12 protein-coding genes are annotated in these 15,538 nt (G+C 59.9%); 8 read left to right on the forward strand and 4 right to left on the reverse strand.

What is annotated here, in order from left to right; translation table 11 throughout:
- The first annotated feature begins 287 nt into the window (after positions 1 to 287).
- The 8 genes from pdxR (at position 288) to ACZ1G7_RS10505 (ending at position 10,609) form a co-directional block, all read left to right on the forward strand.
- On the forward strand, positions 288 to 1,754 hold the full coding sequence (gene pdxR, locus ACZ1G7_RS10470) for a MocR-like pyridoxine biosynthesis transcription factor PdxR (RefSeq protein ID WP_472659352.1): 1,467 nt from the start codon (positions 288 to 290) through the stop codon (positions 1,752 to 1,754).
- Positions 1,755 to 1,994: 240 nt separating this feature from the next.
- On the forward strand, positions 1,995 to 3,764 hold the full coding sequence (xsc, locus tag ACZ1G7_RS10475; RefSeq protein WP_472659353.1) for a sulfoacetaldehyde acetyltransferase: 1,770 nt from the start codon (positions 1,995 to 1,997) through the stop codon (positions 3,762 to 3,764).
- Positions 3,765 to 3,853: 89 nt separating this feature from the next.
- Positions 3,854 to 4,792 (forward strand): phosphate acyltransferase, encoded by a 939-nt coding sequence (locus tag ACZ1G7_RS10480; protein ID WP_472659354.1) that lies wholly within the window; start codon positions 3,854 to 3,856, stop codon positions 4,790 to 4,792.
- Positions 4,789 to 5,550, forward strand: coding sequence for a TSUP family transporter (locus ACZ1G7_RS10485; protein ID WP_472659355.1), 762 nt, complete (start codon positions 4,789 to 4,791; stop codon positions 5,548 to 5,550). Before ACZ1G7_RS10480 ends, ACZ1G7_RS10485 begins: the two co-directional genes overlap by 4 nt.
- 10 nt (positions 5,551 to 5,560) lie before the next feature.
- Positions 5,561 to 8,371 carry a molybdopterin oxidoreductase family protein gene (locus ACZ1G7_RS10490; RefSeq protein WP_472659356.1) on the forward strand — a complete coding sequence of 937 codons (2,811 nt, stop codon included), beginning with the start codon at positions 5,561 to 5,563 and terminating at the stop codon, positions 8,369 to 8,371.
- Complete coding sequence (locus ACZ1G7_RS10495) at positions 8,368 to 8,994, forward strand: LysE family translocator (protein ID WP_472659357.1); 627 nt, start codon at positions 8,368 to 8,370, stop codon at positions 8,992 to 8,994. Before ACZ1G7_RS10490 ends, ACZ1G7_RS10495 begins: the two co-directional genes overlap by 4 nt.
- Positions 8,991 to 9,731: a 4Fe-4S dicluster domain-containing protein gene (locus ACZ1G7_RS10500; protein ID WP_472659358.1), complete on the forward strand. Its 741-nt coding sequence runs from the start codon at positions 8,991 to 8,993 to the stop codon at positions 9,729 to 9,731. Before ACZ1G7_RS10495 ends, ACZ1G7_RS10500 begins: the two co-directional genes overlap by 4 nt.
- Positions 9,731 to 10,609, forward strand: coding sequence for a dimethyl sulfoxide reductase anchor subunit family protein (locus ACZ1G7_RS10505; protein ID WP_472659359.1), 879 nt, complete (start codon positions 9,731 to 9,733; stop codon positions 10,607 to 10,609). Before ACZ1G7_RS10500 ends, ACZ1G7_RS10505 begins: the two co-directional genes overlap by 1 nt.
- A gap of 189 nt (positions 10,610 to 10,798) precedes the next feature.
- On the opposite strand, the gene hisD is transcribed toward ACZ1G7_RS10505, so the two are convergent.
- From hisD to ACZ1G7_RS10525, 4 genes are all read right to left on the reverse strand, one after another.
- The gene (gene hisD / locus ACZ1G7_RS10510; RefSeq protein WP_472659360.1) at positions 10,799 to 12,106 is read right to left on the reverse strand and encodes a histidinol dehydrogenase; all 1,308 of its coding nucleotides are present in this window, start codon (positions 12,104 to 12,106) and stop codon (positions 10,799 to 10,801) included.
- Positions 12,107 to 12,224: 118 nt separating this feature from the next.
- A complete protein-coding gene (locus ACZ1G7_RS10515; protein WP_472659361.1) occupies positions 12,225 to 12,851 on the reverse strand; it encodes a hypothetical protein in 627 nt (208 codons plus the stop codon).
- A complete protein-coding gene (locus tag ACZ1G7_RS10520) occupies positions 12,827 to 14,458 on the reverse strand; it encodes a hypothetical protein (protein ID WP_472659362.1) in 1,632 nt (543 codons plus the stop codon). The genes ACZ1G7_RS10515 and ACZ1G7_RS10520 overlap by 25 nt, the downstream gene beginning before the upstream one ends.
- Positions 14,459 to 14,466: 8 nt before the next feature.
- A complete protein-coding gene (locus ACZ1G7_RS10525) occupies positions 14,467 to 15,450 on the reverse strand; it encodes a membrane dipeptidase (RefSeq protein ID WP_472659363.1) in 984 nt (327 codons plus the stop codon).
- Between the last annotated feature and the right edge of the window lie 88 nt (positions 15,451 to 15,538).

A 15,538-nucleotide genomic window follows, 5' to 3' on the forward strand; every position in this document is an offset into this window, starting at 1 on the left:
AAATGGTAATTTGGGCTCGAAGCGGACCGTCACCGCTAAGATGATCGTTCAAAACATATGCGCGAGATACAACGCCCTTCTTCAGCTTCGTTCTGTCAAAAATACTCAAATTCCGCAGCCGTTAACCTTTGAGACGCCCCGACACGATGTCACGACAGGCTGTGTACGGGGTGTGTACGCAAAGTGTACGCCGGATTCTTCGTAAATAAGGACGTTTTTCAAGGGCGCGCTTTTGCTTCAAGCCTCTAGGTGCTATATCCAGAAGATAGCCAAAATATAGCCAGCCTATGTCGATAGCCGTTGAAACCTTCTTTCTCGATCCAAGCTTTGAAGGAACCCTGCAGCAGCAGATCCAGCAACTGGTAGCGGGCGGGGTTTTGTCAGGTCGATTTCGCCCCGGCGAAAAGCTTCCATCGTCGCGCAAACTTGCCACGCATCTGGGTGTCAGCCGGATCACGGTGACGCTGGCCTATAATGAATTGATGGCGGATGACTACCTCACCTCCGCCGGGCGGTCGGGCTACTATGTCTCTGAAAATGCACCAGAACCTCCGCAGATCACGGGGCGCGCCAGCCAAGATACTGTCGATTGGAACCGCGCCATCGGCACCAGGTATTCGGGCAGTTTGCAGGTCGAAAAACCGCTCAACTGGCGCAGCTATAAATACCCGTTTCTCTACGGTCAGGTTGACCCGTCGCTGTTTGACCGCCCCAATTGGCGGCTCTGCGCAATCCGGGCTTTGGGGCAACGTGATTTTGACAGTTTGACGGCAGATCAGCTGGACCGCGACGACCCGCAGCTCATCGAATTCATTTCACGCAACACCCTGCCGCGCCGCGGGATATTGGCAAAGCCAGATGAAATCCTTGTAACCGTCGGCGCGCAAAACGCCCTCTGGCTCACCGCCCAGGTCCTGCTGACCCAGCGCCGGATGGCCACGCATGAGGACCCTTGTTATCCCGGCCTGCGCGCGATCCTGAAGCAGTCGCGTTGCCATCGGGTTAAGATATCGGTCGATGAACACGGCCTGCCGCCTGAGCAGGTCCCGTCAGAGACGGATGTGTTATTCACCACCCCCAGCCACCAGTGTCCGACCACCGCGACCATGCCAATTGATCGCCGTCAGGCGCTGCTGAAACGCGCGCGAGATGACGATTTTCTGATCGTGGAGGATGACTACGAATTTGAAATGTCCTTCCTGAAACCGCCCTCGCCCGCGCTCAAATCGCTCGATGAGGATGGGCGCGTGATCTATGTCGGCTCCTTCTCCAAATCGCTCTTTCCCGGCCTGCGTCTGGGCTACCTCGTTGGCCCCGCACCCTTCATTCGCGAGGCGCGCGCGCTGCGCTCAGCCGTGCTGCGCCACCCGCCCGGCCATGTTCAACGCACGGCCGCCTACTTCCTTTCCTTGGGACATTACGACGCGCTGGTGCGCCGTTTGCGCAATGCATTTCACGACCGCCGCCGGTTGATGGACAAAGCGATTGAAGACCACGGGCTCGAAATCGCAGGGGTCGGCACTTTTGGGGGCTCCAGCTACTGGATGCGCGCGCCTGCCGGGGTCGACACAATGCGGCTGGCAGAGCGGCTCAAGGAGGACTCCGTCCTGATCGAACCCGGCGCGCCATTTTGTGAAGGAGCGGGCCGCGTGTATCGCCACTACCGCCTCGCCTATTCGTCAATATCCGCCCCCCAAATCGCGCCCGGCATTGCCAAAATCGCAGATGCGATCGCCCAGCACCCGTCACAATAGTGAGACTCGCCTTCTCATTAATTGATTCTTTGTCAAACTGCCGCGCCAACGAAACCACAGAAATTCGGCCGCAACAAAAGTCCCAATTTTAATGAAAACCTACGATCTCTGAGAAATTTTGGATATAAGCAGGCGGGCAACTGGCTCTAATCTGGACAAGCTCTTCGCGCTACATTAGCCGCAACGACAACACCGGCCATTTTGCCTTTCGTTTTACTCACGCCCCAGGGAGAGATTTCCATGAAAATGACGACCGAAGAAGCCTTCGTCAAAACGCTGCAAATGCACGGCATCCGCCACGCATTCGGCATTATCGGCTCCGCCATGATGCCCATTTCCGACATCTTCCCTGCCGCTGGCATCAAGTTCTGGGACTGCGCGCATGAAATGACCGCCGGCATGATGGCCGATGGCTACACACGCGCCACCGGCGAAATGTCGATGATGATCGCGCAAAACGGCCCGGGCATCACCAACTTCGTGACCTCCGTCAAAACCGCCTACTGGAACCACACGCCGCTGCTGCTGGTCACGCCACAAGCGGCGAACAAGACCATCGGTCAGGGCGGCTTCCAGGAGATGGAGCAGATGAACCTGTTCGCCGATTGTGTGGCTTACCAAGAAGAAGTGCGCGACCCATCCCGCATCGCCGAGACGCTGAACCGCGTGATCATGCAGGCCTACCGCGCTTCCGCCCCCGCGCAAATCAACATCCCGCGCGATTTCTGGACGCAGGTCGTTGATATCGAGCTGCCCGTCGCCGTTGAATTCGAACGCCCCGCGGGCGGCGAAGACGCGGTCACCAAAGCCGCCGACCTGCTGTCCTCCGCCAAATTCCCGGTGATCCTGAACGGGGCTGGCGTGGTTCTGGCCGGCGGCATCGAAGCCTCCGCCAAGCTGGCCGAAACGCTCGATGCGCCTGTATGCGTCGGCTATCAGCACAATGACGCCTTCCCCGGCAACCACCCGCTTTTCGCGGGCCCGCTGGGCTATAACGGCTCGAAAGCCGGGATGGAGCTGATTTCCAAGGCCGACGTCGTGCTTGCTTTGGGCACCCGCCTCAATCCGTTCTCGACCCTGCCCGGCTATGGCATCGACTACTGGCCCACGGATGCGAAAGTCATTCAGGTCGACATCAACCCTGACCGCATCGGCCTGACCAAAAAGGTCACTGTCGGCATCGTCGGCGACGCCAAGAAAGTCGCCGAAGGCATCATGGCCAAACTGTCGGACGGCGCAGGCGACGCAGGCCGCGCGGATCGCAAGAACCTGATCGCGCAGACCAAATCGGCCTGGGCGCAGGAACTGACCTCGCTCGACCACGAGGAAGACGATCCAGGCACCACATGGAACGAACGTGCCCGCACAGCGGAGCCCGGCAAAATGTCGCCCCGTCAGGCCTGGCGCGCGATCCAGTCGGCCCTGCCGAAAAACGCGATCATCTCGTCCGACATCGGCAACAACTGCGCCATCGGCAACGCCTACCCGTCCTTTGAGGAAAGCCGCAAATATCTGGCCCCCGGCCTGTTTGGCCCCTGCGGCTACGGCTTCCCGGCCATCGTCGGCGCAAAAATCGGCAAACCCGATGTGCCGGTTGTGGGTTTCGCGGGCGACGGCGCGTTCGGCATCTCGATGAACGAAATGGTCTCTGTCGGTCGCGGCGACTGGCCCGCCATGACCATGATCATCTTCCGCAACTATCAGTGGGGCGCGGAAAAGCGCAATACGACCTTGTGGTTCGATGACAACTTCGTCGGCACCGAGCTGGACACCAACGTCTCCTACGCCAAAATCGCAGATGCCTGCGGTCTGAAAGGCGTGCAGGTCGACAGCATGGAAGCACTGACAGACGCGTTGAACGAGGCCGTCAAAGGCCAGATGGAAGGCAACGTCACAACCTTCATCGAAGTGCTCCTGAACAAAGAGCTGGGCGAGCCGTTCCGCCGCGACGCCATGAAAAAGCCTGTCAAAGTGGCTGGCGTCACTGCAACGGATATGGCCGCCGAATAAGGCACCTAAATACCGCGATCCTGCCCACTCCGAGAGATCGGGGTGGGTTTTTAGGTGAAAGACCGCGCGATTTGGGAAAGAGTGCCGATATGACATCAGAAAACCCGTTCCTGTCGACCCGCGACGCCGTCTGCCCCGCCAATCTGCTTGAGATGGCTCAAAAGGCGAAAAGCCCTCGCGTCGCGATTGCCCGCGCCGGTGCCCCCCTGCCGATGGAGGCCGCCCGCGACGCCGCCGCCCTCAATATTATGGAACCCGTCTTCACTGGCGAACGCGCGATGATCGAGGCGGAAGCTGAGAAACTGAACTGGGACATCTCGCAGTTCGACATCATCGAAGCTGAAGGCGAAGAAGACAGCGGGAAAGCGGCCGCCTTTGCCTGTGGTGAAGGGCGCGCAGACGTTCTGATGAAGGGCCAGCTGCACACGGACACGTTCATGAAATCCGCGCTCAACCGCGATGCCGGTCTGCGCACCGGCAATCGCTTGGTCCATATCTTCCACATCACGCACCCGGACGGCGGCAAACCGATGCTGATCTCGGACGCCGCCGTAAACGTGTCTCCCAATCTGGAAACGCGCCACGACGCAACCCGCGAGGTGGTCAAGCTTCTGCACCTGATTGGCAATGCGCGCCCGAAAGTCGCATTCCTGTCGGCCACGGAAAGCGTGATCGACAGCGTGCCCAGCTCGGTTGACGCTGATGCGCTCGCGACTTGGGCCAAGGAAAACGTCGAAGGGGCCGACTTCTCCGGCCCGCTCGCGCTCGACCTGATCCTCAGCCCCGAAGCTGTCGCCACCAAAAAACTCACCAGCGATCCGGTCGCAGGCCAGGCCGATGCAATCATGGTGCCCGATATTGTGTCGGGCAACGCGCTGTTCAAAGCCTTCGTCTATCTCACAGGTGGTTGCGCCGCAGGCATCGTCATGGGGGCCAAAGTGCCTATTCTTCTGACGTCGCGTGCCGATCCACCAGCCGCGCGTATGGCCTCAATCTGTCTTGCGTCGATTGTGAACGCCGCAAAATGAACCTCCTCGCCGATCTCACCAATCTGACACAGCTGGAGGTACTGCTGCTCACCGGCATCACCTTCGTGGCAGGCATGGTGCGCGGCTTTTCCGGGTTTGGCCTGTCAGCGGTTGTCATGGCGTCGGCAATCTTCATCCTCCCACCCCTCGCCTTGATCCCGATGCTTTGGTTTCTGGAAATGGCAGGCAGCCTTGCCATGTTCAAAGGCGGCATCGCGGATGCAGACAGACCCACCGCCAAGGGCCTGATCTTAGGCGCAGCCTTTGGGTTGCCTATCGGCCTTCTGATCAACATGCAGCTGGCAACTCAGACCTCCAAGGCGCTCGCCCTGTCCATACTGATCGTTCTGGCCTTGAGCCAGCTTGCCAAGGTCAAACTGCCCTTCCTTGCCACCACACTTGGCACTTACGGAACGGGCTTCGGCGCGGGTGTTGTCACCGGCTTCGCGGGCGCAGGCGGCATGCTGATCGCGCTCTACACATTGGCGCGCGACCTACCCGCGCGCACCATGCGCGGCACGCTTAGCATCTTCCTGCTCGGCGCGGGTACCTTGGGGATCACCACCCATATCCTCGTCGGCACCATGGACCAGACCGCCATGGCCCGGGGCCTGTTCTTCATCATCCCAACGCTCCTTGGCCTTTACGCTGGCCGCGCGCTCTTCATTCCGCGCCTGGAGCCCTATTACAAACCCTTCTGCCTGACGCTTTTGCTTGGCCTCGCCTCGCTCGGCCTCATCCGCACCGTATCCAATTAGGAGATCCGCCATGAACCAGCCAGTGATCGACCTGTCACCAAAAGTCTCCGATGAGGTGCGCAAGACCACCTGCTACATGTGCGCCTGCCGCTGCGGGATCAACGTGCACATGAAGGACGGCAAAGTCGCCTATATCGAGGGCAACAAAGACCACCCGGTCAACCAAGGCGTGCTCTGCGCCAAAGGCTCCGCTGGCATCATGCAGCACAACGCGCCGTCGCGCTTGAAAGCGCCCATGAAGCGCGTCGGTCCACGCGGGTCGGGTGAATTCGAAGAAATCACTTGGGAAGAAGCCTACGACATCGCGGTCGGCATCCTGGAACCCGTCCGCCGCGACAACCCCGAAAAGCTCGCGTTCTTCACAGGCCGCGACCAATCGCAAAGCTTCACCTCCCTTTGGGCGCAGGGCTTCGGCACCCCCAACTACGCCGCGCATGGCGGTTTCTGCTCCGTCAACATGGCCGCCGCTGGCATCTACACCATGGGCGGCGCCTTCTGGGAATTCGGCCAGCCCGACTGGGACCGCACCAAGATGGTGATGATCTTCGGCGTCGCGGAAGATCACGACTCCAACCCAATCAAAATGGGCCTCGGCAAGGTCAAAGCGCGGGGCGCCAAGGTCTATGGCGTCAACCCGATCCGGTCCGGCTACAACGCCGTCGCGGATGAATGGGTCGGCATCACGCCGGGCACCGATGGGCTGTTCATCCTGTCCCTCGTCCATGAGCTGTTCAAAGCCGGCAAGATCGACCTGCACTACCTCGCGCAATGGACCAACGCGCCCGTCTTGGTGAATGGCGATGAGAAATCCGAGGATTTCGGCCTTCTGATGCGCGACAAAGACAACAAGCTGATGGTCATCGACCGCACAACCGGCAAGCCCGCAGCCTTTGACAAGAAGGGCGTCAAACCCGATCTGGCTGGATCGCAACGCGTCAAAGGCGTCACCCACCGCTCCGTATTCCAGCACATGGCGGAGAAATATCTCGACCCGCAATACGCCCCCGAAGCCGTCGCCGCCAAAACCGGCATCTCCGCCGACCGCATCAAACGCATCGCCGCAGAACTGGCCGACGTCGCCTTCAACCAGGCCATCGAGGTCAAGCAGGAATGGACCGACTTCCGCGGCGAGGTCCACGACACATTCGTCGGCCGCCCCGTCTCCTTCCACTCCATGCGCGGCATCTCCGCCCATGCCAACGGCTTCCAAACCTGCCGCGCGCTGCACATGCTGCAGATCATCCTCGGCACGGTCGAGACCCCCGGCGGCATGCGCTTCAAGCCGCCCTACCCCAAGCCGCCCGAGGCGCATCCGAAGCCTCATTGCAAGGTCACACCCGGCCAGGCGCTGGACGGCCCGCACCTAGGCTTCACCCACGGCCCCGACGATCTGGCGCTCAAAGAAGACGGCTCCCCCGCCCGCATCGACAAGGCCTTCACCTGGGAAAACCCCATGTCGTCGCACGGCATGATGCATATGGTTATCTCCAACGCCCATGCCGGGGTGCCCTACAAAATCGACACGCTGTTTATGTATATGGCGAACATGTCGTGGAACTCGTCGATGAACACGCGCGGCGTCATCGACATGCTCACCGACAAGGACGAAAACGGCGACTACGTCATCCCCAACATCATCTATTCCGACGCCTACAGCTCGGAAATGGTCAGCTACGCCGACCTGATCTTGCCCGACACGACCTATCTAGAACGCCACGACTGCATCTCGCTCCTCGACCGCCCGATCTGCGAGGCCGACGCCGTCGCCGACGCAATCCGCTGGCCCGTGGTCGAGCCTGACCGCGACGTCAAAGGCTTCCAATCCGCCCTCTGCGATCTCGGCGCACGCCTCGGCCTGCCCGGTTTCATTAATGAGGACGGCTCCCAGAAATACCAGGACTATGCCGACTACATCACCAACCACATCCGCCGCCCCGGCGTCGGCCCGCTGGCCGGTTTCCGTGGCAATGGCGACGAACACGGGCGCGGTGAAAGCAATCCCGGCCAGCTCGACGCCTACATTGAAAACGGCGGCTTCTGGATGGAACACGTCCCCGAGGATGCCGCCTTCTTCAAACCGTGGAACATGAATTACCAGGACTGGGCCGTCAAAAAGAGCTTCTTCGACAAGCCCATGCCCTACCTGTTCAACCTCTACGTCGAACCTATGCGCAAATTCCAACTCGCCGCCGAAGGCCACGGTACCCGCCAGCCCCCGGACCACCTGCGCGAGCGTATCAAGGCCACGATGGACCCGCTGCCAATCTGGTATTCAAACGAGGACGAGAACAAAGCCGACGACTACCCCGTCACCGCCCTGACCCAACGCCCCATGGCGATGTACCACTCATGGGGCTCGCAAAACGCGTGGCTCAGACAAATTCATGGCCACAACCCGCTCTACGTGCCGACAAAAATCTGGGAGGAAAACAATTTCTCAGAAGGCGACTGGGCCAAGGTGACCTCCCCCCACGGAGAGATCACCGTCCCCGTCGCGCACCAAGCGGCGCTGAACGAAAACACGATCTGGACCTGGAACGCGATCGGCAAACGCAAAGGCGCGTGGGCGCTGGAGGACGACGCACCGGAAACAACCAAGGGTTTCCTCCTGAACCACCTGATCCATGAGCTGCTGCCGCCAAAAGGCGACGGCCTACGCTGGGCCAATTCCGACCCGATCACCGGTCAGGCGGCGTGGTTCGACCTAAAAGTCCGCGTCGAAAAAGCCCCGCCACAGGAGCAAACCAAACCCGACATCCCAGCGCAAAAATCGCCCGTCGGCACCGGCCCAAAAAATCTGACATGGAAGCTGGGACAATGAGTATAGAGACATACATCATTTATCTGGGCACGGTGCTGCTGTTCTTCGCGCACCCGCCCGGCCCCAGCCAGCTTCTCTTTATCGGCGGCTCCATGCAGCACGGGCTCAAACGCGCGTTGCCAATCATGGCGGGCGATCTCAGCGCCAATGCGATCCAAATAATCATAGCAGGATTTGGGCTGGCCAGCCTGATCGCGCTATCTGCCTCCGCCTTCACAGCGATCAAATGGGCAGGCGTCGCCTACTTGATCTGGATGGGCGTGCGTATGATCCGCGACGCCGCCAACCCGCGCGCAGCCCGACCGGCGCCCTCGCGCGGGGTGTTGTTCCGGCGGGGCTTCATGACCTCGGCCGCAAATCCGTATGCAGTGGTTTTCTTCGCGGCGCTGTTCCCGCAATTCATTGACCCCACGATTGCAGTTGCCCCACAGGTTGCCATTCTTGGCATCACCTACATCATCATCGACGGGGCAATCTTGTTGGCCATGGGCGCGTTCGCCACCAAGCTGGTCGCAGCCTTCGGGTCAAAATTCGAAAAATGGCTCAGCATCTCTTCGGGTGTTGGATTGATCCTCGCGGCAATCGCTATAGGCGCACGCGGCGAGATGGAGACAGCGAAATGACCACATTGCCCACCCAAACCGAAAAGAAACTCGGCCTCGTCATCGATCTGGACACTTGCGTGGGCTGCCACGCCTGCGTCGTCTCCTGCAAAGGCTGGAACACGGAAAACTACGGCGCGGCGCTCAGCGATCAGAACGCCTATGGCAAGGACCCGTCCGGCACGTTCCTCAACCGCGTCCACAGCTATGAGGTCCAGCCAGAGGTCGGCGCCGCCCAAACCATCCACTTCCCCAAATCCTGCCTGCATTGCGAAGACGCGCCTTGCGTCACCGTCTGCCCCACTGGGGCCAGCTATAAGCGGGTCGAAGACGGGATCGTTCTGGTTAATGAAAGCGACTGCATCGGCTGCGGGCTTTGTGCCTGGGCCTGCCCCTACGGCGCGCGGGAACTGGACCAAGCCGAAGGGGTGATGAAGAAATGCACCCTCTGCGTTGACCGCATCTACAATGAAAACCTGCCAGAGGAAGACCGCCAACCAGCTTGCGTTCGAACCTGCCCAGCAGGCGCGCGCCACTTTGGCGATCTGGGCGATGAGACCTCCGATGTCTCCATGCTCGTCAAGGAACGCGGCGGGTTCGACCTGATGCCCGAACAGGGCACCAAACCCGTCAATAAATACCTGCCGCCCCGCCCCAAGGACGAACAAATCGACATCCTCGCGCCACTCCTCGAACCTGTGGCCGCAGAGCCGCAAGGCTTCCTCGGCTGGCTCGACAAAGCTTTGGAGAAAATCTGATGCATCCCGCACCATCCATTATCGCATTCACCGTCTTCTCCGGGCTGGGCTTCGGCATGCTGGCCTTCTTGGGCTTGGGCAAACCCGACGTGTCCGGCTTCACCGGCTTCGTCTTCTTCTTCATCGCCTATGCAATGGCCGTGGGCGGGCTGATCTCCTCAACCTTCCACCTCGGCAATCCGCAACGCGCGCTCAAAGCCTTCAGCCAATGGCGCACAAGCTGGCTGTCGCGCGAAGGCTGCCTTTCTGTCGCGGCGCTCAGCGTGATGGGGCTCTATGCGATTGCGATCATCTTCTTCAACACCCGGATCCCGGCCTTGGGCCTCCTTGGGGCCGCGCTCAGCCTGCTGACCGTGTTTGCCACATCGATGATCTACACCCAGATCAAAACTGTGCCGCGCTGGAACCATTGGACCGTGCCCCTGCTCTTCATGGGCTACGCCCTCACAGGCGGCGCTTTCATGACAGGTCAGGTCCGCATTGCCGCTGCCGGGTTGATCACGCTCGGACTGTTCCAATTGATCGCCTGGGGCATCGGTGATGGACGTTTTGCGAAATCCGGCTCAACGATTGAAACCGCAACCGGTCTGGGCCGCATCGGCAAAACCCGCATGTTTGAGGCGCCGCACAGCTCCAAAAACTACCTGATGACCGAAATGGTCCACCAGATCGGGCGCAAACACGCCACTAAGCTGCGCATCATCGGGCTACTGCTCATGAGCCTCTTGCCTTGGGCGATCCTGATGTTTGTCTATTTCAGCCATGTGATGGCGCTGATCGCTTTACTGCTGCATATCGCAGGGGCGCTCACGATCCGCTGGCTGTTTTTCGCAGAGGCAGAGCACACAGTCGGGCTCTACTACGGGCAGCGCGGCTAGATCTTTCCAAACAGTTAAAAATTCCGAGAAGCCGCTTAGTTTCAAAGACTTACAGAATTCCCCGCATGCGGGGCCTGCAATTTTGGCTTCGTTTTGTCAAAAATACTCTCGGGGAGCTTGCCCGCGTGGCTGAGGGGCTGAAAGCCCCTCAAAGAACGCAAAGCTAGGCGTGGCGCAGCCCCATTCGGATCAATCGTGGCGATCCTGATGGGCCACTTCAAAATCAAAACTGTTCCGCCCACTGAATTTCTGAAGCCGCCAATCACACGCCCGCGCATGCCCATCCATCCCCTCAAGCCGGGACAATCGCGATCCCACTTCAGACATCTGCGGGTCAGCATCCGTCCGAATTTCCTGCCAGGTCAGGATCTTCAAGAACTTCATCACATTGAGGCCCCCCGTATACCGCGCCGCCTGCCGCGTCGGCAGGATATGATTGGTCCCCGAACATTTGTCGCCATGGCTGACAGTCGACCCCTCGCCTAGGAAAAGCGACCCATAATTGCGCAGCCGATCGCGCCACCAGATCAGGTCCTTGGTTTGGACCTGCAAGTGCTCGCAAGCATATTTATCGGACACCTCCGCCATCTGCTCATCATCGTCGCACAGAACAATCTCGCCGTAGTCACGCCAGGAAATCATCGCCACCTCACCGGTCGGCCAATCAGCTGCCACTTTCGGAATGATCTCCTCAACCGTCCGCGCCAGCTCGGCCGAGGTGGTGAACAACCAAACCGGCGAATTCACCCCATGCTCCGCCTGCGACAGCAGATCAATCGCCACCGTCATCGGATCCGCCGTTTCATCGGCAATCACCGCGCTTTCCGTGGGCCCAGCAAACAGATCAATGCCCACGCCGCCGAAAAGCTGGCGCTTCGCCTCAGCCACGAAAGCATTGCCCGGCCCCACCAAAATATCCGCCGGGCGCGTGCCAAACAGTCCAAATGCCATCGAGGCCACGGCCTGAACGCCGCCCATCTCCAAGATCACGTCTGCGCCCGCCAAATGCATCGCGTAGCACACTGCCGGGTCAATCGCGTCGCCGCGCGGCGGTGAGGCGGCGATCACGAAAGGCACGCCCGCTTCCCGCGCCGTCGTCACGCTCATCAGCGCGGAGGCCACATGCGCATAGCGCCCGCCGGGCACGTAACAGCCTGCCGCATCGACCGGCACGCATTTCTGGCCCAATGTCACCCCCGGCTCCGTGTCCAACGAAAAATCCGTCAGGCTCGCGCGCTGCGCTTTGGCAAAGCGTTGAATTTGGCGATGCGCGAACTGAATATCTTCCTTGGCCTGCTGCGGCACTTGAGCAATCAACTGCTCGCGTTTCGCGTCGCTCAAGACGAAGCCGCTCTCCCAACCATCGAGCTGTTTAGCGTAATCGCGTACCGCGTCTTCACCGCCTTCCCGAATTCTGGCCAACATGTCGGTGACCAGACCACGCGTTTTGGTGTCTTCCGCAACGGCATCAACGACCGGCGTTTTGATATGTTTCATACAGGGACCCTTTAGGAGACATGCTTTGCCTCCAATTGGGGCAGCTGCTCGGGCGCGGGCAATCTGTTTCGGGGGCGGAAGCGCCCATATCAGGAAAGCTGAAAGTAGGCTTCACCGCTCAATCATTGTCAGTCAAACCGGCACCAGCGCCCGACAGGCGAGATGCCTCGGTCGCGGGGACATAGGTTCGTGCGGCATATAGGTTGAGCCTGTCGCTGACCGCACGCGGCACCGCTTGTTGCGGTCCAAACAAATCCAAGCCGTCCTGCTGTGCAGCGTTAATGGTCAGTATCCCCTTGGATGCCGTTTCGATGTCGACTTTCACGCCATAAACGTCACGCGCTTTGGCCAGCATAGGCCACAAAAGCAACGGCCAGTCTATCTCGTGAATGATCACACGCTTGGCGCCCGCCACAAGCTGATCGATCAGGATCGGCCCGGCCATCAGGACGGTGCAGCGCTCGATCACGACATGCTCGTCCGTGCCTTCAAGTGCGACGCGGTGATGCGCACAATCCAGCGCAGCGGCAGCCATTGCCAAAAGCTGCGGGTCGCTCATAAGAAGCGACGCAAGCACGCTCAAATCCTGCGCATGTCCAAGCGGCAGACCCGCCCCGATGCCGGCTTTCAGAAGCAGCGCCTGCAGTTCCGCTGCCGAGTGTCGCTGCGCCGGATAGTCAGGCCCATCAGCAACAAATGCGTCATACCAATCGGCCCCGGTCATGCCGCAAAAACGGGCAACCACCAATCATCCGCCTTATCGAGTTCATCGGCCAAAGGCGCGCCCTGCGCCAGCGTGATCCGTGTCCAGCGGTCCGATTTTGGGTCGAACTTTGCTGCCCCAAAAAACGACAATTTGCAGCGCAGCATATCAATCGGTTTGCAGGTCTCACAGATCAGGTTGTCGCGTATCTCAGCAAACGGGTATGCCGCCAAACGCTGAACCCGCAGGATCGCGGCCCGGTGCTGCGGATAGGCGCGCAGAAAGGACACCAAATCACCCTCATAATCGTTCAGATCGAACGACATCGCCTGCACCTGACGCGCCACGTCAAGCGGGCTTTCCAGATCGCCGCCCGGCTCCTCATATCGCAACCCCAAACGGGGCTCCAACTTTTCTTCGGAAACATACCAGAACTGCGCCGTTGCCCGTTCGTCCGTGAAATCAATTGGCAGCGCCCAATGGAAATGCTGATCAATGAGAACGCGAAGTGTTTCGACTTTCATTTTTGGGTCAACGGGTTGCGGGTCTGCCATTCCCATACAGTCTGTCAGCCCGTCGACCATATCGCCGAAAGGTTCCAACACAAAGCTCACCACCAGTTCCTGGCAATCAAGCGTGAAAGCCTGGCTGATACGCACAAGCTGATCGAGCGGCTTGGGCTGGTCCAAAAGCTCGGGCAGCGACGCGGTCAGATCGGCCCAATCGGCGCGCAAAGCCTCGATGCGCGCTTGATGCACAGGGTCGGGGACGGTCCACTCATCAAGATGCCGCGCGGCCCGCTGCGCAAGCTCCAACAGTCGCGCCTGCTGCGCATCGGACAAGCTCATGATTGCCCGCACACGCGCAAGCGCCGTTTCCTTGGCCATCATCCAATTGTTCAACAGCTCGGGATGCGACACCAGAAACGGTGCCATCCCCAGCCCCGTCGAGTTTCCCACCCCTATATGGCGCTTCAACGCGCGCGGCAGCACGCCGCCACCGACATGCTCGACCAGGTCATGTGTGAACCCACGGATAAGCCAAACGGTTAGCATTTCGGCCATAAAGGGGCCGTCCAAACCGGGGCGGTTTTCGATCTGTTCGCGATCCGCAATGCCAAACTTGCCGTTTCCATAGACGGCGGTGGTACGCATCAGATAGCCGATTTTTGCAACCATCTCGACGTCGGGAGCGGCACCCGTTTTCAAAGCCTCGGCCACTTGGGCAAACAAGCGCACCGATTTATTGGCCCGGCTTAACACCAAATCCCGCTCCGTGAACCGGCCCGCCTCCTGCAACGGCGCATTGGCCTTCAGGCGCGCAATTTCGGTCGCGTCCGGCACGCCGTCATAAAGCACATAGGCGCTGTCCCAGGCCTCGGCGATGACGCGGTCGGTGCGCTGGTCGGGGTCCAACTTGTTGGAAAATGCCACCAACGAATAGGTGTAGCCGCCCAGATCAAGGCTGTAGACCGCGTGGCCGAAACCCTCCGCGTCCATCTGCCAGATCGGGCGTGTCACCATCACGTTTTCTGACGATAGACGCCGCATCAGCGTGCGCAAAAAGCTCAAGCGGGACGGGAACATAGACCCCATGCGGTCCAACCGCATCACCTGATCCGGCGCGCGCAATGGTTCTTGTGGGGGCATTGAAACTGTCATGAGCTTGGACCAAACGAAGACTGGTAAAACCGCAACCAATTTCCGCCCATGATACCACTGATCTCAGATTTCGAGAAGCCCGCAGCCGCAAGCCCCTTGGGCAGGTTCGGCATATCCCGGTTGTCGACAAACCAGTCGGGCTGTGGCGGGAAACCGGCTTGCGCGGCTGAGCCTTCCCCGTAATCCATTTCCTTCGACCAACGCCCGTTGCGCATCCATGTGACCACGCTGTCAGGCTGGTCCTGGCACAGGTCGGAGCCGATCCCAAGATGCTCCGCCCCGTAGCGCGACGCGGCCTCGGCAATCATCTCGCAAAAGCTTTCCTGCGTGCAATCAGTGCCGCCTTTCAGGTGATGCGGATACATCGAAAATCCCAGCATGCCGCCCGCTTCCGTCAAAGCGCGTATCACCTCGTCGGATTTGTTTCGCAGGGCCGGGTGCCACCAGTCGGGGTTGGCGTGGGTGATCGCAATGGGCCGCGTCGACTGCGCGATTGCCTCTAACGTCGACCGGTCGCCCGAATGGCTCATATCAACGACCATCCCAACCCGGTTCATCTCTGCCACGGCCTGTTTGCCGAAGCGCGTCAGCCCGGTGTCGTCTGGCTCATAACACCCCGTCGCCAGCAACGACTGGTTGTTATAGGTCAGCTGCATGAAGCGGATGCCCAGTTGGTGCCAGACTTCGATCAGCCCAATGTCATCTTCAATGGGCGACGGATTCTGGAACCCGAAAAACACCGCCGTGCGGCCCGTTTGCATCGCCGTTGTCACATCCTCAGCGCGCGAGCCGCGCAAGATCAGATCCGGGTATTGCTCGAACCAACGATTCCACTGGGACACATTCAACACGGCCTCGCGAAAGCTCTCATGATAGGCAATTGTGACGTGGATCGCATCCACACCGCCTTCTCTGAGCTGGCGAAACGCCGTCTCAGACCAGTTCACATATTGAAGGTTATCAATGACCGGGCTTCGCATTTCGTCACCCTGTCAGAAATCAAATCGAAAGCAAGAAAAAGGGGCACCGCAGCGCCCCTTCATTGTTTCATAAATATTCCCGCCGGAG

Source organism: Litoreibacter sp. JB4-2 (genome assembly GCF_055693445.1).

Excerpts from the sequence above, each read along its gene's own strand:
- pdxR (WP_472659352.1), top strand. The coding sequence starts at position 288 with ATGTCGATAGCCGTTGAAACCTTCTTTCTCGATCCAAGCTTTGAAGGA.
- xsc (WP_472659353.1), top strand. The coding sequence starts at position 1,995 with ATGAAAATGACGACCGAAGAAGCCTTCGTCAAAACGCTGCAAATGCAC.
- ACZ1G7_RS10480 (WP_472659354.1), top strand. The coding sequence starts at position 3,854 with ATGACATCAGAAAACCCGTTCCTGTCGACCCGCGACGCCGTCTGCCCC.
- ACZ1G7_RS10485 (WP_472659355.1), top strand. The coding sequence starts at position 4,789 with ATGAACCTCCTCGCCGATCTCACCAATCTGACACAGCTGGAGGTACTG.
- ACZ1G7_RS10490 (WP_472659356.1), top strand. The coding sequence starts at position 5,561 with ATGAACCAGCCAGTGATCGACCTGTCACCAAAAGTCTCCGATGAGGTG.
- ACZ1G7_RS10495 (WP_472659357.1), top strand. The coding sequence starts at position 8,368 with ATGAGTATAGAGACATACATCATTTATCTGGGCACGGTGCTGCTGTTC.
- ACZ1G7_RS10500 (WP_472659358.1), top strand. The coding sequence starts at position 8,991 with ATGACCACATTGCCCACCCAAACCGAAAAGAAACTCGGCCTCGTCATC.
- ACZ1G7_RS10505 (WP_472659359.1), top strand. The coding sequence starts at position 9,731 with ATGCATCCCGCACCATCCATTATCGCATTCACCGTCTTCTCCGGGCTG.
- hisD (WP_472659360.1), bottom strand. The coding sequence starts at position 12,106 with ATGAAACATATCAAAACGCCGGTCGTTGATGCCGTTGCGGAAGACACC.
- ACZ1G7_RS10520 (WP_472659362.1), bottom strand. The coding sequence starts at position 14,458 with ATGCCCCCACAAGAACCATTGCGCGCGCCGGATCAGGTGATGCGGTTG.
- ACZ1G7_RS10525 (WP_472659363.1), bottom strand. The coding sequence starts at position 15,450 with ATGCGAAGCCCGGTCATTGATAACCTTCAATATGTGAACTGGTCTGAG.